This is a genomic window from Streptomyces sp. NK15101 (genome assembly GCF_020400725.1).
GTDB lineage: Bacteria > Actinomycetota > Actinomycetes > Streptomycetales > Streptomycetaceae > Streptomyces.
Window position 1 is genome coordinate 166,536 of record NZ_JAINVG010000002.1, and the last position, 15,627, is coordinate 182,162.

Consider the following 15,627-nt stretch of genomic DNA (forward strand, 5'->3'; position numbering starts at 1 on the left):
CGTACGAGTCCGGCCCGCGCGAGGTCACCGTCCGCGGGCTCTACACCCGTTTCGAGCCGCCCGTGCCCGGCCGCACGAAGGTGGAGGTGTACTTCGCGCCCCGCGACCCGGAGGTGCCCGTGGTCGAGAACGGCACCCGCGACGGGCGGCTGTTCGGCCTCATCGCCTTCGCGGCCTTGGGCGGCCCGTGGGTCCTGATCGTGGGCGGGGGGGCTGACGGGCCACATGGACACCGACGACCTCCACCGGCTGCGCCGCTTCGAGCCGGGCGTCCACCTGCCCGCGCTCGGCATCCTCCTCGCGGGCCTGGTCCTGCTCCTGCCGATGGCCCTGGAGTTCCAGGTGGCGGGCCTCGACCGGCCTCTCGCCCTCCTCGCCGTGCCGGCTCCGGCCCTGGCCCTCACCTGGCTGGTCAAGCGGGTCTGAAAGGGTTCGGACCGGTTTCACCGCGCCCGGACGGCGTACGGGTCGGCGAACAGTTCCGTCACCGCGCTCCGCAGCAGCAGCGGGTGCACGAAACGGTCCGCGCACGTCGGCGGGCAGCGCCACGCCAGGGGCCAGGTCCGGCCCGTCAGCGCCGGGACCGGCACGTAACTGATGTGCGCCGGGCCCGCGTTGAGGCGCGTCACCCCGCGCGGCCACGCCCGGCGGGCCGTCGACCCGGGCGGTACGAGGAAATAGACCCCGCGTCGGCCGTTCGCCTCGATGACCACCGGCCCCGGGTCCCCGCCCGTCAGCGCCTCCATCCAGTCGGCCAGTCGACGCCCTTCGTCACCGTCCACGCGAACGGCGTCGAATTGCACTCCCGCCTTACGGAGTTGGAATCCGGAAACTGGAATCCAATCCACCTTCACTTCCCGATCCTCTTCATTCACGAGACCATGTTCCCGCGTCGGCGCCAGCGTTTTCCACGACTGCGGCGGGCGCGTCGACAACCCCTTGACCTGCGTCAACGCGCCTCGCGCGCAGTCGAATTCGGCGGGGAGCAGTTGAGACCGATTGAGATCGGTTGAGTCCGGATGGGGAGCATGAATGGCACGAGCGGAGAGCAGGGAAACGGTCGGCCCCGCGGCCAGGATGGCGGCCACCGTAGCGAAGCGATTGCGACAGAAGAAGGGGTGGACGCAGGAATGCCTGGGCGCCCGGACGGGTTTCACGGGCGCGGCCGTCAGCGCCATGGAACGGCTCATCCATCCGGTGAGCGACGAGATGCTCGTCCAGCTCGAACGCGTCCTCGGCGACGGGACGGGCATCTTCGAGGAGATGCGGGAACTCGTGCGGCTGGAGAAACTGCCGGAGCAGTTCCGGGGGTACGCGCCGATCGAGCAGAAGGCGGTGGCGCTGTGCCTGTACGCGAACCACGTCGTGCACGGCCTGTTCCAAACGGAGTCGTACGAGCGGGCGTTGATCGCGGACGGCTATCCGAAGCCGACGCCGGAGCGGCAACTCGACGGTCATCGAGACCCCCACCCACGACCACGTGACGTACCTGGAGATCCAGGGGGATCCTGCTGATCACCGACCGGGCGAAGGTCAGCACCCACCGGCAGCGGTACGCGAAGATCCGGGCACAGGCCCTGGATCCGCGCAGGTCGCCGGGCTTCATCGAGGAGTTCGCGGGAGCACGGAGGTGAACGACGCCCCGCACTGGTTCAGGTCCAGCTACAGCGACAGCGGCGGCGGGGGATGCGTCGAAGACACCGTTTCCTTTGGTTGGCTGGCGCGTTGAGCTTGGCGTGGAGGGTCTTGCCGAGCGTCTGGTGCCTGACGAACTGTGGGAGTTGTTCAGACGGGTGGTTCCGGAGACGGTCACCCGGCGTCCGCAGGGAGGCGGTCGACGTCGTGCTGGCGACAGGGAAACGCTGGCGGCGATTGTTTTCGTAGCCACGTCGGGCTGCACCTGGCGACAGTTGCCGCCGGTGTTCGGGCCGTGCCGGCAGACCGTGTACCGGCGGTTTGCCCAGTGGAGCCGCGACCGTGTCCGGGCACAGCTGCACCGCGTGATCCTGGACGAGCTTGGCAGTCGCGGAGAGCTCGACTGGTCCCGGTGCGCGATCGACTCTGTGAGTATTCGCGCCACCAAAGGGGGCCCCTGACCGGACCGAATCCGACCGACCGCGGCAAGAAAGGGTCGAAGATCCACCTGATCTGTGACCGCAACGGCCTCCCGATCTCGCTCGGCGTCTCGGCCGCCAACACCCATGACATCCTGGCTCTGCAACCGCTCGTCCAGGGCATCCCGCCGATCGTTCGCGCCGTGGGCCGCGCCGGCGACGACCGGGCAAGCTGCACGCGGACAAGGGATACGACTACGACTACCTGCGCCGGTGGCTTCGAGGCCGGGGGATCCAACACCGGATCGCCCGCCGCGGGATCGAGCCCTCCGGTCGCCTGGGCCGCCACGGGTGGGTGGTGGAGCGGACCGTGTCCTGGCCGGCTGGGTGCCGACGGCTCCACCGCCGCTACGAGCGAAAGTCCGAGCACTTCCTCGGCTTCGCAGGCATAGCCGCCGCCTTCATCTGCTTCCGACACCCGGCGGCTGCCCGGCACTCTGCCTGATCAAATGTGCTCAAGGCCCAGCGCACTCGGAATGTCCCGGATCCAGGCAGCGCGGTCCGGCTCCGCAGCGGCGACACGATCCAGCGCCTCGATGAACCGCCGACCTTCCCCTGAGTCCATCTTGCCGAGCTCAAAGGCGATCTCTTCCAAGGTGCTCAACGCCATCTGTGAGTCGGGCCCGACCTTGACGAGATCCTCCAGGGTCGCCACCGCCGCCAAAAGTGCCCGCACCACCTCGTCTCCCTGAAGCACGACTTCACCCTCTCCAACGCCAGCGATCACGAGGTGATGCTGCCACCCCGCGTGCGTTCAGAACACCTCACGCGCGGCTGATCGACTCACGACACGTCACTCAGACAGAGCGCCTTCATGTCCCGTTGAGCAGGCGCCCACGGTGATCAGCGGGCCAAAAGAAACACCGTCGAAGTCGCCTTCGCCTGGCACAAGTCCTCGTACAGCGACGACGGCGGCGGCAACTGCGTGGAAGTCGCCGCCTGCCCCCACGCCGTCCACCTCCGGGACTCGAAGGTGCAGGACGGCCCCACGTTCGCCGTGGAACCGTCCTCGTGGACCGCGTTCGTCGCCTGGCAGGGATGAATCCCTAGCAGTACAGGTTCGCCCCCGCGGGCACACCCAGGATCTGGGTGAACTGCTGGTACTTGGTGACCCGGCTCTGGACCTGGGCCGGGTTGCCGCCGTTGCACTCCAGGCTGCCGTTGATGGCCCAGATGGTCTGGCCGAAGCCGGCGCCGTTGACCATCGCGTTGTGGGCGGTCATCGTGCCGGGGCCGTTCTGGGTGTTCCAGTACCAGAGGCCCGTCTGCATGGCGACGGCCGGATCCTGCTCGACCCGCCACGGGTTGTTGAGCAGGTCGATGCCGAGGGCGTCCCCCGCGGCCTTGTAGTTGAAGTTCCAGGAGAGCTGGATGGGACCGCGCCCGTAGTAGGCGGCCTGACCGGCCGGGCAGCCGTAGGGCCGGGTCGTGTCGCAGTAGTGCGGGTAGTTCGCCGTGTTCTGCTCGACGATGTAGTAGAGCCCGCCCGTCTCGTGGGAGACGTTCGCGAGGAAGGCCGCGGCCTCCTGCTTCTTCACCGTGTCGCTGCCGGTGGTGGCGAAGCCGGGGTACGACTTGAGGGCGGCGACGAGGCCCGCGTACGTGTAGAAGGGGCTCCGGTTCGGGAACATCTGGTTGAACTGGGCCTCGGAGACGACGAATCCGGAGGGGCTCGGGTCAGTGCCGCCACCGCCCGTTCCGCAGACGCCCTCGTCGCGCCAGACGTCGGAGGAGCCGGGGCGCTCGTTCTGGGTCCACCACTTGGCGTACCAGTTGTGGCCGTTGTACGAGGCGGTCATGCCGCCCGTGTAGACGCTGGAAGAGTTCCAGGCGGCCACACAGGCGGGGGCGGCGCCCGCCGAGGCGGTGGGGAGGAGTATCGCGAGGCCGACCGCCGTACAGAGCGCGGCGATCAGGGTGACCAGCTTGCGCAGCATGCGTCTTCCTTCCGGGTGGGGTCCGGGTGGGAAGCCACAGCGAAGCGCGATTGGTCTGAACCTGTCAAGGTCTAGACCAGAAAGAGGGCGCTCCGGCCGTACCGGAGCGCCCTCTTCGGACGAACGGGACCGCTAGGCGGCCGACTGCACCGCCAGCTCCTTCGCCAGGGACTCCGCCGTCGCGAGGGACTCCGCGCGGGAGGATTCGAAGAGCGGGACGAGCCCGGCCATCGCCGGAACGTGCGGGGCCAGCGTCAGCTCGGGGACGATGAAGCTGACGTCCAGGCCGAACACGTCGCCGAGGGCCAGCCGGAGGTAGTTCTCGACGTAGTCCTTGCCGTACTGGGGGGTGCCCTCGCGGTAGGAGCCGCCGCGGCTGGTCACGACGACGGCCCGCTTGCCGGCGAGCGAGGGGTTCTCGGTGATCGAGGTGCGGCCCACGAGGAAGACGTGATCGAGCCACGCCTTCAGGGTGGAGGGGATCGTGTAGTTGTACATCGGCGCACCGAGCAGGATCACGTCCGCCCGCTCGGCCTCCTCGATCAGCCTTCCGCGCAGCGCGAAGGCGGGCGCCGCGCTGTCGGCGTAGTAGGCGGCGGCGTCCAGGTGCGGGATCGGATCCGCCGCGAGGTCGCGGTAGATCACCGTCCCCTCGGGGTGCTCCGTCTCCCAGGCCTCGCGGAAGGCGGCGGTGACGGCGCGGGAGTGGGAGTCGTCGCCGTTGAAGGAGGTGTCGATGTGCAGCAGTGTGGCCATGGGGATCGTCTCCTGGAGTCGCAGGGGCCGGTGGGAGAGATCCTTCTTCCTCAACCAAAGTTGAGGTCCAGCCCCTGTGACCCGGATCACGATCCCCGTGGATCCCGGCCCGCTCAGATCATCAGGATCATCCGGCCCGGCCTGTGGCCCGCCTCCGCCCTGCGGTGCGCCTCCGCGACCTCCTCCAGGGGCATGACGTCGGCCACCCGGGTGGTCAGCTCACGGGCCGCCACCTTCCGCAGGCTCTCCGCGAGCCGGGCGGCGTCCGGCTTGGCCCGTACGGTCTCGACGCGGATGTCCCGCTCGGCGGCCGGGACCCGGTCGGGCGCGAGCGCGAGGAACACGCCGCCGTTCTTGAGGGCCGGAAGGAGGGCGTCGCCGATGATCGCCCCGTCGAAGATCGCGTCCACGCCGTCCGGGTCGCCCGCGAGGACCTTCGCGACCACGTCCTCCGGGGTGCCGCGGGTGACGACGTGGTCCGCGCCGAGGACCCGCAGTTCGGGTTCGTCGCCCTCGTGGGCGACGGCCACGACCCGCATGCCGGCGGCCGAGCCGTACTGGACGGCCAGACGGCCCACCACCGCGCTCGCGCCGGTCACGAGCAGCGTCGCCCCCTCCGGGAGGTCGAGCCGGTCGAGGCCCTGCTGGGCGGTGGCCGAGGCCAGCGGGAGGGAGGCGGCCACGGTGAAGTCCACGTCGTCCGGGACCGGGGCCAGCCACTCCGGGTCGGCCCAGATGATCTCCGCGTACGTGCCGTCGCCCGTCAGCATCTCGAACCAGGGCACGAAGCCGGCCACCCGGGCGCCGGGCTCCATCCCGGCCACGGGGTCGAGGAGCTTGCCCGCGAAGTCCGTCCCCAGGACGAACGGCGGCCTGAGATCGCCGACCGCGTCCGCGTACCTGCCCGCACGGATCCGCAGGTCCGCCTGGTTCACTCCGGCCGCCTTCAGCCGCACCCGCACCCTGCCCGGGACGGCCCCGGCCTCCGGCTCGGGCCGGCGGGCCATCCTGAGGACCTCCGGTCCTCCGTAGGCGGTCACTTCGACGACACGCATCGAGCGCATGGGGTACTCCTCACACGGAAGGCCCCCTCGTCGCCATTACACCCACGCTCCGGACCCCCGGCAACCCATGTCCGTCCACCCGAGTAGCCCTCCCTGAACGAAGGGCGAAGTCCAGGTGGCGGCCCGCTACACCGCCCCCGCCCTCGTACTGGCGTACGTACCGTCCCGGCCATGGAGTGGATTACCGCAGAGAACGTCATCGCCGTGGGGACGGCCCTCGTCGGTGTCCTGGTCACGCTCGCCGTCGTCTGGATCGACCGGTTCTCGCCCCAGCGCAAGCGGCTCGGCTACCGCGTGCAGCTCAACACCCCGCTCCACCGGGAGGAGAACCGCGACAGCGAGGTCATGACCGTGCGGGAGGGCCAGGTCGTGGGGATGGCCGCGCCCGCGAACGGATCCACGCTCGTCCTCCTCCGCATCGAGAACGACCGCGAGCTCGACATCAGCCCCGAGGACTACGGCGCCTCCGCCGAACCCCACGGCCTGAGGATCACCTTCGGCGAGCGGACCGTCCAGGGCGTGGTCGCCACCATCCCGGCCGGCTGGGACTCCGTCCGGGACGACCTGGAGCGCGCCCCCAAGCTCGGCCGGGACGGCAACGCCGTCCTCGTCCCCAAGGTGGCCCTCGAACGCGGGCAGTACTTCAAGCTGCTCGTCCAGCTCTCCGGCGGCGTCGCCGACCGGGACGTCAAGATCGACGGAAGCCTCCAGGGCGGCACGATCCGGCGCAACCGGAGCACCACGCCCGACGAGAAGCCGGCCAGGTTCAGCCCGACCGCGCGGAACGTCACCGTCGTCCTCACCGCCTGCGTCATGGCCCTGGCCGCGATCATCGTCCGCGAGCAGACCCCGCCGCCCATCGGCTGCACCCGGGGCGCCCTCACCCTCACCGGCTCGACGGCCTTCGCCCCCGCCCTGCGGGCGGCGGCACGGCAGTACGAGAAGGACTGCGAGGGCTCCACCGTGACCGTGGACGTGCACGGCTCGACCGCCGGGATCCGGGAGCTCGCACAGGCGGGGGCGGAGGGGGACGCCGTCATCGCCTTCTCCGACGGGCGCAAGCCGGGCGGTTTCCCCGAGCTGCGGGAGAACATGGTCGCCGTCTCCCTCTTCACCCTCGTCGTGAACGACGGGATCCCCCTCGACGACCTCACCCTGGACCAGATCCGGCGCGTCTACCGCGGCGAGATCCGGAACTGGGGCGAGCTCGTCCCCGGCGTCGACCGGCCGGTCCTCCTCGTCAGCCGGGACGCCGGCTCCGGCACCCGGCAGGTCTTCCAGCGCCGGGTCCTCGGACGCAACGAACCCGCCAACTCCTCGCAGGACTGCGAGACCTCCGACGACCCCGAGTCGAAGGTCGTCCGCTGCGAACTCGACTCCACCGAACAGGTCCTCGGCACCGTCGCCGAACTCCCCGGCGCCCTCGGCTACGCCGAACTCCGCGCCACCGAAGGGCGCGAGGGCCTGCACCGGGTGGCCGTCGACGGACGGCGGCCCCTCGTGGAGGAACTGGGCGAGTCCGGCTACCCGTACCGGGAGACCGAGTACGCCTACACCCGGGGCCTGCCCCCGGCCGACTCCCTGACCTCCAGCTTCCTCGCGTACCTCCGGTCGGGACGCGGCCAGGACGTCATCAGCGCGCACGGACACCTGCCCTGCGCGACCCCGGAGGGGCTGCCGGTGTGCGGAGAGGGCTGATCGCCGATCTCGTCGTCTGGCATGCTCTGGCGACGTGGAGTCATTGAACGCGGAAGATCCGGTCAGCGTCGGCCCGTTCCGTCTGATCGGCCGCCTCGGGGTCGGCGGGATGGGCCGGGTGTTCCTGGCGCGCTCGGCCGGCGGGCGGACCGTCGCGGTCAAGGTGGTGCACGCGGAGCTGGCCGCCCAGGACGAGTTCCGGCGCCGCTTCGCCCGCGAGGTCGCCGCCCTGGAGCGGGTCGGCGGCACCGGCACCGCGCCCGTCCTCGGCTCGGACACCACCGCCGACGCGCCGTGGGTCGCCATCGGATACGTACCGGGCCCCTCGCTGCGGACCGTCGTCGGCGACGAGTTCGGGCCGCTGCCGCCGGCGACCGTACGGGCCCTGGCCTCCGGGCTCGCCCGCGCCCTCGACCACATCCACGCCGCCGGACTCGTCCACCGCGACCTCAAGCCGTCCAACGTGCTGCTGACCGTCGACGGGCCGCGGATCATCGACTTCGGCATCGCCCGCGCCGTCGACGCCGTCGCCGACGGCGGCAACCTGACCACCACCGGGGCGGTCGTCGGCTCCCCCGGCTTCATGTCGCCCGAGCAGGTCCGCGGCGACCACGTCGGCCCCGCGTCGGACGTCTTCTGCCTCGGGTCCGTGCTCGCGTACGCGGCGACCGGCCGCGCCCCCTTCGGCACGGCGGACAGCGGCGTCCACGCCACCATGTTCCGCATCGCCCACGACGAGCCCGACCTGACGGACCTCCCGCCCGAGCTCTCCGGACTCATCCGGGCCTGCCTCGCCAAGGACCCGGCGGCCCGGCCCACGGCCACCGAGATCGTCGAGACCCTCCCGGTCGCCGACCCCTGGCTCCCGGCGGACGTCCTGGCACGGCTCGGCCGGCACGCGGCGCAGCTGCTCGAGGCGGAGGGAGCCGCCCCCGCGGCGGGCGCCCCGGCCGCCTCCGACACTCCCCCGCCGGCCGGCGGCGCGGTCCCCGGCGCCGGTACCGCCGCCGCGCCCGCTCCGCCCCGGCGCCGGGGCCGCACCGCCCTCCTCGCCGCCGCCACGGCCCTCGTCGTCGCGGCGGCGGCCACCGTCGCGTACGTCTACTGGCCCGGCCGGACCGACGGCGGCAGCGGCGGCACCGCCGACGGCGGCCGGAAGAACGGCACCGCCACCGGCCGCCCCGCCGGGATCGTCCCCGCCGCCTTCCTCGGCGCCTGGGAGGGCGTCCTCAAGGGCACGGCGAACGCGCCCTACGAGACCAGCCGGATCGAGATCACCCAGGGCCCCAGGGGCGCCAAGGCCGCCGTCTACACCCACGTCACCGGCGAACTGCTGTGCATCGGCCGGGCCACCCTGATCTCCGCCACCGACAGCGAACTCGTCCTCGGCGACGCCGAGGTCACCGAGAGCGTCCCCGCCCAGCGCTGCACCCCGGCCGCCCGCCAGACCCTCAGGCTGCGCTCGACCGACGTCGTCGAATGGGGCTCCGGCGTCGCCAGGAGCACCTTCCAGCGGGTCAAGGCCGGACCGGACGTCGTCCCCGCCGCCTACGTCGGCACCTGGAAGCAGGCGCCGGACACGGTGACCCAGCCCGAACCCGACCGCTGGTCCTACCGGGTCACCATCACCCAGGGCCCGGTCGGAGCCCCGCTCGTGCGCTTCGAGCAGTCGTACCCGCGCATGGACGACCAGGGGAACCTGCTCGCCGAGGACATCGACTGCGCGGCCACCGCCGTCGTCGGCGGCGCGGGCTCCCTCCTCGTCATCGGCCCGGAGACCCGCGACCCGGCAAGCTGGGACCCGGACTGCGCCGAGAACGGCTCCAGCAACCTCCGCATCGCCCACTGGAAGGGCCAGGAGCGGCTCCAGGTCTACGGGATGACGGCGGACGGGGAGCCGGCGGAGTTCGTCCGGGACTGAGGCGTGTCCGGTCCTGAGCCGCCGGGCGCCCCCTAGCGGCCGAGCAGCTGCTGCACGGCCAGGACGGCGTCCAGGAGCGGCTGGCCGACGCCGCCGACGGTCGCGGCGACGGCCCGCAGGACCGCGAGCCCGCCCTGCCGCGTCTGCGGCACCGCGAGGGCGGCCGTGGCCCCGTCCAGCTCCTCGGCGACCTCGGGCGCCACCTGGCCGCGCAGCTCCTCGACGCGTGCGAGCACCTCCGCGAGCAGCCGCTCCACCTCCGGCGAGGAGTGGTAGTGCACGATGCCCCGGTTGCCGTGCCCGCCGTGCATGTTCACGACGTCGCCGTAGTAGTTGTCCCCGGCCATCACTTCACCATCCCCGTGTTGCCGCTGCCGCCGTACATGTTCACGGCGTCCCCGAAGTAGTAGTTGCCGTAGTTGGTGACCGCCAGCGTCCCCACCGAGGCCTGGAACTCCGCGTTCGGCTTGTCGATCGCCTCGGCGATCTCGCGGACGAGCCGGTCGAGGTACTCGCGCTTCCCGGTCACCAGGGCCGTGGAGCGCCCGTTCGTCTCGACGGCGAGGACGTCGTGGGACCTGGCGAAGACCACGGAGGCCATGACGCCGAAGTAGTAGGCCAGCAGGAGCGCGGCGCAGGCCAGGACGAAGCTGAGGACGTCGTCGAGGTCGCTGCCGTCCGATCCGTACTCGTACGAGCTCGACGACGAGTCCGTGAAGTTCATGAGGATCAGCAGGACGGCGAGCGTGATCCCGCCCCGCTTCAGGAAACGGCCGAACGCCTCCGCGCGCCGGGGCCGGAGCACGAAGGTGTAGACGCGGACGATGTTCTCCAGCGGGTAGGCGGCTCCGTAGACCCAGAGCAGCCGCTTGCTGATGACGAGGCCGTTCCGGGGCGGGGAGGCGGCCGGGACCGGTGGCCGGGTCGGCTTCGGCGGCGGTGTTCCGTGAGTCTCCATGCGTCCCCCCGAGATGGACCGGCTACGGCGTGTCCCTCATTACGCATCCGAACCAGCCTTCCCACAAGGCGAGTTCAGGCCTGGCGCGAGGCGGGTCCGGACACCGGGGCGGCTCACGCGACTGGACCCGCACCACCAGTGCACTGTGCACGGGGTGCGGGTCCAGGTGCGGAGCCTCTGGCGCCGGTAAAGGCGCCGTTCCGTTGTGCCCACCCGTTCCGCCCCGCGGAACGACTGCCCACAACGAAGGGGGCCTACAGGAAGGAGTTGATCTCGATCGTCTCCGTGCGGCCGGGGCCCACGCCGATCGCGGAGATCGGGGCGCCCGACATCTCCTCCAGCGCCTTCACGTACGCCTGCGCGTTCTTCGGCAGGTCCGCGAAGGTCTTCGCCTTGGTGATGTCCTCGGACCAGCCCGGCAGCATCTCGTAGACCGGCTTCGCGTGGTGGAAGTCGGTCTGCGAGTACGGCAGCTCCTCGACGCGCTTGCCGTCGATCTCGTACGCGACGCAGACCGGGATCTGCTCCCAGCCCGTCAGCACGTCGAGCTTGGTGAGGAAGAAGTCCGTCAGGCCGTTGACCCGGGTCGCGTAGCGGGCGATGACCGCGTCGAACCAGCCGCAGCGGCGGTCACGGCCGGTGGTGACACCGCGCTCGCCGCCGATGCGGCGCAGCGCCTCGCCGTCCTCGTCGAACAGCTCCGTCGGGAACGGGCCGGCGCCGACGCGGGTCGTGTACGCCTTGAGGATGCCGATGACGCGGGAGATCTTCGTCGGGCCCACGCCCGCGCCCGTGCAGGCGCCGCCCGCGGTCGGGTTCGAGGAGGTGACGAAGGGGTACGTGCCGTGGTCGACGTCGAGGAGCGTGCCCTGGCCGCCCTCGAAGAGCACGACCTTGTCCTCGTCGAGCGCGTTGTTGAGGATCAGGGTGGTGTCGGCCACGTACGGCTTGATCTGCTCCGCGTACTGGAGCATCTCCTCGACGATCTGCGCGGCGTCGATCGCGCGGCGGTTGTAGAGCTTGGCGAGGAGCTGGTTCTTGCCCTCGAGCGCCGCCTCGACCTTCTGGGTGAGGATCGACTCGTCGTACAGGTCCTGGACCCGGATGCCGACGCGGTTGATCTTGTCGGCGTAGGTGGGACCGATGCCCCGACCCGTGGTGCCGATCTTGCGCTTGCCGAGGAACCGTTCCGTCACCTTGTCGAGGGTGACGTTGTACGGGGTGATCAGGTGGGCGTTGCCGCTGATCAGGAGCTTCGACGTGTCGACGCCGCGCTCGTTCAGTCCGCTCAGCTCGGAGAGCAGGACCGCCGGGTCGACGACGACACCGTTCCCGATCACCGGGGTGCACCCCGGGGAGAGGATTCCGGAAGGGAGGAGATGCAGCGCGTACTTCTGGTCGCCCACGACGACCGTGTGGCCGGCATTGTTGCCGCCCTGGTAACGCACCACGTAGTCCACGGATCCACCGAGCAGGTCGGTGGCCTTTCCCTTGCCCTCGTCACCCCACTGAGCACCGAGCAGCACAAGTGCGGGCACAGGCGTACACCCCTTCCGGGTGGGGCATGTCCAAGGTCAGGGGGCGTACGCCGCCTCACCGGTGTGCCCCGGAATAGACGAAGCCCCTGGCGCAATAGCGCAAGGGGCTCTTGCACAAAGATGCTACCCGAGGAAGGACCGAGGTGTCGGATCACGACCAGCTGCTGGTCATCGTCGACCCGGTCGCCCGCCGAAATGACGGCGAGTCCGTACGGATCGCGAAAGACGTGCTGTCCGCGGGCGCGGAGGCGAAGATCTGCCTGCCGGACGGCCCCGAAGAATTCTGCCGGGCCCTGGCCAGGCGCGGCTCCCGGCGCCCCGTGGTCCTCGGCGACGACCGCGCGCTGCTCCGCACGGTGGCCCTGCTGCACCGCGAGCGGGAGCTCGCCGAGGGGGCCCTCTCGCTCGTCCCGATCGGCGCCCCGGACGACCTGGAGGTGGCCCGCGCGCTCGGCGTGCCGCGCTCCACGCCGGCGGCGGCCCGGGCGGTCCTCCACGGGGCCGTGCGCCGCCTCGACCTGCTCGTCGACGACAGCGACGGCGTCGTCCTCGGCGACCTCCTCGTCCCCGGCGCGCCGGACCTCGCCCCGGCGGCGTCCGTGTGGGGCACCTGCCGCTCCCTCGTCCGCACCCTCGTCCGGCCGGCCCCCTCGGCCCTCGCCGTCCGCACGCACCGGCTGCGGGTGGAGGCGGACGGGGTGCTGCTCGCCGACGTCGACGCGCCGGTGGAGGGCCTGTCGGTCCGCTCGGCGGGCGGTACGGCGGAGGTGACCGTCCACCCGTCGGCGGCCCCGCCGCGCCGCGCCACCGCCCGCACCCTCACCGTCTCGGGCCCCGACTTCCGCTACCGCGCGGACGGCCGGGTCGCGGGGCCGGTGCGGCGGCGGACGTGGACGGTGCGGGCGGGGGCGTGGGGGCTGACCCTGCCCCGCGACCCGGTCCGGGAGCTCCTGCCGCCGGCCTGAGCCGCCCCGTACGGCGGCCCCGCTCAGGAGCTCCGTACGACCCGGTGGCGGAGGAGGACCGAGCGGCCGTCGAAGATCCGGGTCTCGACGGTCTCCAGGTCCGTGCGGTGCTCGGCGGGGCGGAAGGCCGGGGTGCCGCCGCCGAGGACGACGGGGTGGACGACGACGCGGTACTCGTCGACGGCGCCGTGCGCGCCGAGGTGGGCGGCGAGCTCGGCGCCGCCGAACAGCACCAGGTTCTTGCCGGTCGCGGCGAGCGCGGTCAGCCGCCCGGCCACGTCGTCGGAGACCACCGTGGTGTCGAAGCCCGGGTCCTGGCCGGCGAGCGTCCGGGAGACCACGACCTTGGGGGCCTCCCGCCAGACCGGCGCGAAGGCCAGGTCGTGCGGGTCCCGCGAGTACCGCTCGGCGTTCGGCCAGAAGCCGGACATGAGGTCCCAGACCTTGCGGCCGTAGAGGAAGACCGTGTCGCCGGCGGTCAGCTCGGCGGTGTACGCGGAGAGCTCGGGGCCCATGGCCGGCCAGTCGAACTCGCCGTTCGGCCCGGCGATGAAGCCGTCGAGGGACTGGTGGACGAAGTGGATGATCCGGCCGCTCACGAGGTCCTGCCTTCCGGTGGCGCGTACCGCCCCTGCGGTCCGCTCTCGCCCATGGGTCGGAGCCCCCGGGCGCCGCTCGACATCCGTCATGGAGCGATTTCCGGTCATCTTGTTCCGGCCGACGCCGGGGCGCGGCTTGGCCGGGGCGCCGGGCGGGACCTAGCGTCGACCGACATCTACCGGTGGGCGGGGGGACGTGCGATGACGGGTGCGCTGGACGTCGGGGCGGGGGCGCTGGGCGTCGGGGCGACGGCGGGGGCGCTGGAGCGGTACCGGCGAAGAGCGGGGCGGCTGATCGGCGCGGGCGGCGTGACGCTCGCCCTGACCGCCGGCCTCGGGGCCCTCGGGGTCCCCGGCCCGGTCCTCACGATCCTCGCGCTCGGGATCGTCGCGCTGGGCGCCGGGGCCGGCTCGCTGGTCCTCGCGCGGCGGATGCGGCGGGCCCTCGGCGCGGGCGTCTGGTCGGCGCACCCCGCCGTGGCGGTCGGTCACAGCCGGTACGCGACGAGCGTCGTGCTGCGCTCCCCGGACGGCGGCGAGGCGTGGCCGCTGACGGTGATCGCGACCCGGCAGCGCTACGAGCTGCTGCGGCCGGGCCCGGACGGCGTGCTGTGGTGGTGCGGCGACCCGCGCGCGGGCGGGGTCCTCGCCCCGCCCGGCGGCGGGGAGCTGATCTGGGCGAAGCGGCTGCGCGGCGGGCGCGTGCGCCGCCGGATCGTGGCGCACGCGGAGGCGGAGGGCCTGATGTGCCGGGCGGCCCCGAAGCAGCCGCAGGAGCCCGTGACCGTCACCGAGCACGTCATCGTGGACGGCCTTTCCGCACGCCTCGACGAGCCGCCCCGCACGGCCGGGCCGACGTACGCGGTGCTCGCCGCGCACGCCCTGCGCCAGGCCGGGCCCCAGGGCAAGGCGCTCCGCCCGGAGGCGGACGTGCGCGAGGTGCCCTGGTGGCGGGTGCGGAGCCTGCGGAGGATCGCCGGAGTGACCCGGGTGCTGGTCGCGCTCGCGTTCTGCGCGGCCGTCGGCGCGGCCGCGCTGACCGGACCGCCGGAGGGCGACGCCGTGAAGCTGTACGCCATCGGCGTCCTGGTCCTGGGCGCCCTCGCGCACTCCTGCTACCGGACGGTGGCCGTCGGCAGGCCCGCGGCGCGGCTGATGGCCCGGGCCGCGACCTCCTCCCCGCCCACCCCGCGCCGGTACGCCCTGCTGTACGACCCGCACGGCGGCGATCCGGTCCTGGTGCTGTTCCCGATGCACGGCGGCCCGTGCGCCCAGCCCGAGGGGCTGCTCCCGCTGGTTCCCCCCGGCCCGCCCAAGGAGCCGCGCCGGGGGCTGCCGGCCCTGCCCGTCGGCACCGCCTGGCTGCACGGCCGGCGGCACTTCACCGCCGACCGCCCCGTGTCGTTCGTCGTGCCCTGGATCGACGGGCGCCCGCTGTGGCCGGCGGGGCCGTACCGGGAGACGGGCGGGCGGCCGGAGTTCACCGCGCTCCTGGACCGGCTCGCCCCGCCGCCGGCGGACCGGCCCCTCTGATCAGACCTCCCGCGCCTTCTTGTGGGCGCGCCAGCGGTCCATGATCCCGGCCATCTCGCCGTGCAGGAAGGCGAAGAACTCGGCCGTCTCCGCGACGCGGCGGCCCGCCGCGCTGTCCGTCCCGAGGGTCGCGGCGCCCTCGTCGAGGACCTTCTCCCAGCGGGTGAGGGTCTGGTCGCGGCGGGTGAAGGTCTCGTACCAGAGCTCGTTGTGGAGGACGTACCGCTCGCGGCGGGTGCCGGGGTCGCGCTCGCGGCTGACCATGCTGACCTGGGAGAGGTAGCGGATCGCGCCGGAGACGGCCGCCGGGCTGATCCGCAGCTGTTCGGCCAGCTCGGCCGAGGTCATGGAGGCCGTCTCGGAGGCGAGGAGCGCCGCGAAGACGCGGCTCGCCATGCGCTGCATGCCGGCGGCGGTCATCTCGGCGGCGAAGCGCTCCACGAAGCGGGAGACCGCCTCTTCGCCGGCCCCGTCGGTCCTCGTCGTCATCTCGCTCTCCATCCTCTGACTTTATACGGTTCCTTAACTTCACAAATTTGTGAAA

At 72.2% G+C, this 15,627-nt stretch carries 16 protein-coding genes and 2 pseudogenes; 8 read left to right on the forward strand and 10 right to left on the reverse strand.

Features of this window, described 5'->3' with window-relative positions:
• Nucleotides 1–225 precede the first annotated feature (225 nt).
• Nucleotides 226–426 carry a hypothetical protein gene (locus tag K7G60_RS01915; protein ID WP_225798987.1) on the forward strand — a complete coding sequence of 67 codons (201 nt, stop codon included), beginning with the start codon at nt 226–228 and terminating at the stop codon, nt 424–426.
• Between the two features lie 17 nt (nt 427–443).
• Here K7G60_RS01915 and K7G60_RS01920 read toward each other — a convergent pair whose 3' ends face one another.
• Nucleotides 444–854 carry a hypothetical protein gene (locus tag K7G60_RS01920; RefSeq protein ID WP_225799030.1) on the reverse strand — a complete coding sequence of 137 codons (411 nt, stop codon included), beginning with the start codon at nt 852–854 and terminating at the stop codon, nt 444–446.
• A gap of 223 nt (nt 855–1,077) precedes the next feature.
• Between K7G60_RS01920 and K7G60_RS01925 the strand changes: the two genes are divergently transcribed.
• The gene (locus tag K7G60_RS01925; protein ID WP_308079939.1) at nt 1,078–1,515 is read left to right on the forward strand and encodes a Scr1 family TA system antitoxin-like transcriptional regulator; all 438 of its coding nucleotides are present in this window, start codon (nt 1,078–1,080) and stop codon (nt 1,513–1,515) included.
• Between the two features lie 221 nt (nt 1,516–1,736).
• Nucleotides 1,737–2,559, forward strand: a pseudogene (locus tag K7G60_RS01935) (IS5 family transposase).
• On the opposite strand, the gene K7G60_RS01940 reads toward K7G60_RS01935, so the two are convergent.
• Nucleotides 2,560–2,841 carry a hypothetical protein gene (locus tag K7G60_RS01940; protein WP_225798989.1) on the reverse strand — a complete coding sequence of 94 codons (282 nt, stop codon included), beginning with the start codon at nt 2,839–2,841 and terminating at the stop codon, nt 2,560–2,562. It abuts the pseudogene before it with no gap.
• A 138-nt stretch (nt 2,842–2,979) separates the two neighbouring features.
• Between K7G60_RS01940 and K7G60_RS01945 the strand changes: the two are divergent.
• Nucleotides 2,980–3,156 (forward strand): annotated as a pseudogene (locus K7G60_RS01945) (DUF397 domain-containing protein); the annotation flags it as partial.
• A gap of 4 nt (nt 3,157–3,160) precedes the next feature.
• Here K7G60_RS01945 and K7G60_RS01950 read toward each other — a convergent pair.
• The 3 genes from K7G60_RS01950 to K7G60_RS01960 form a co-directional block, all read right to left on the reverse strand.
• Complete coding sequence (locus tag K7G60_RS01950) at nt 3,161–4,051, reverse strand: glycoside hydrolase family 19 protein (protein WP_225798990.1); 891 nt, start codon at nt 4,049–4,051, stop codon at nt 3,161–3,163.
• Nucleotides 4,052–4,183: 132 nt separating this feature from the next.
• Nucleotides 4,184–4,807, reverse strand: a complete 624-nt coding sequence (locus K7G60_RS01955) for an FMN-dependent NADH-azoreductase (protein ID WP_225798991.1) — start codon at nt 4,805–4,807, stop codon at nt 4,184–4,186.
• Nucleotides 4,808–4,920: 113 nt separating this feature from the next.
• Nucleotides 4,921–5,871: an NADP-dependent oxidoreductase gene (locus K7G60_RS01960; RefSeq protein ID WP_225798992.1), complete on the reverse strand. Its 951-nt coding sequence runs from the start codon at nt 5,869–5,871 to the stop codon at nt 4,921–4,923.
• Between the two features lie 171 nt (nt 5,872–6,042).
• Here K7G60_RS01960 and K7G60_RS01965 point away from each other — a divergent pair, with 171 nt between their 5' ends.
• Both K7G60_RS01965 and K7G60_RS01970 read left to right on the forward strand, forming a co-directional pair.
• The gene (locus K7G60_RS01965; protein WP_225798993.1) at nt 6,043–7,569 is read left to right on the forward strand and encodes a substrate-binding domain-containing protein; all 1,527 of its coding nucleotides are present in this window, start codon (nt 6,043–6,045) and stop codon (nt 7,567–7,569) included.
• Between the two features lie 34 nt (nt 7,570–7,603).
• Nucleotides 7,604–9,490 carry a serine/threonine-protein kinase gene (locus K7G60_RS01970; protein ID WP_225798994.1) on the forward strand — a complete coding sequence of 629 codons (1,887 nt, stop codon included), beginning with the start codon at nt 7,604–7,606 and terminating at the stop codon, nt 9,488–9,490.
• A gap of 32 nt (nt 9,491–9,522) precedes the next feature.
• Here K7G60_RS01970 and K7G60_RS01975 read toward each other — a convergent pair whose 3' ends face one another.
• The 3 genes from K7G60_RS01975 to K7G60_RS01985 form a co-directional block, all read right to left on the reverse strand.
• Entirely contained in the window at nt 9,523–9,837 is a 315-nt protein-coding gene (locus tag K7G60_RS01975; RefSeq protein WP_225798995.1) for a hypothetical protein, read from the reverse strand.
• Nucleotides 9,837–10,448, reverse strand: coding sequence for a DUF6232 family protein (locus tag K7G60_RS01980; RefSeq protein WP_225798996.1), 612 nt, complete (start codon nt 10,446–10,448; stop codon nt 9,837–9,839). Before K7G60_RS01980 ends, K7G60_RS01975 begins: the two co-directional genes overlap by 1 nt.
• A 254-nt stretch (nt 10,449–10,702) precedes the next feature.
• Nucleotides 10,703–11,986, reverse strand: coding sequence for an adenylosuccinate synthase (locus K7G60_RS01985; RefSeq protein WP_190155611.1), 1,284 nt, complete (start codon nt 11,984–11,986; stop codon nt 10,703–10,705).
• A gap of 143 nt (nt 11,987–12,129) precedes the next feature.
• On the opposite strand from K7G60_RS01985, the gene K7G60_RS01990 reads away from it, so the two are divergent.
• Nucleotides 12,130–12,951 (forward strand): diacylglycerol kinase, encoded by an 822-nt coding sequence (locus tag K7G60_RS01990; protein WP_225798997.1) that lies wholly within the window; start codon nt 12,130–12,132, stop codon nt 12,949–12,951.
• A 23-nt stretch (nt 12,952–12,974) separates the two neighbouring features.
• Here the strand turns inward: K7G60_RS01990 and K7G60_RS01995 are convergent, their stop codons facing one another.
• Nucleotides 12,975–13,550, reverse strand: coding sequence for a dihydrofolate reductase family protein (locus K7G60_RS01995; RefSeq protein ID WP_225798998.1), 576 nt, complete (start codon nt 13,548–13,550; stop codon nt 12,975–12,977).
• A gap of 201 nt (nt 13,551–13,751) precedes the next feature.
• Here K7G60_RS01995 and K7G60_RS02000 point away from each other — a divergent pair, with 201 nt between their 5' ends.
• Nucleotides 13,752–15,083, forward strand: a complete 1,332-nt coding sequence (locus tag K7G60_RS02000) for a hypothetical protein (protein ID WP_225798999.1) — start codon at nt 13,752–13,754, stop codon at nt 15,081–15,083.
• Here the strand turns inward: K7G60_RS02000 and K7G60_RS02005 are convergent, their stop codons facing one another.
• Nucleotides 15,084–15,572, reverse strand: a complete 489-nt coding sequence (locus K7G60_RS02005; RefSeq protein WP_225799000.1) for a GbsR/MarR family transcriptional regulator — start codon at nt 15,570–15,572, stop codon at nt 15,084–15,086.
• Nucleotides 15,573–15,627 lie beyond the last annotated feature (55 nt).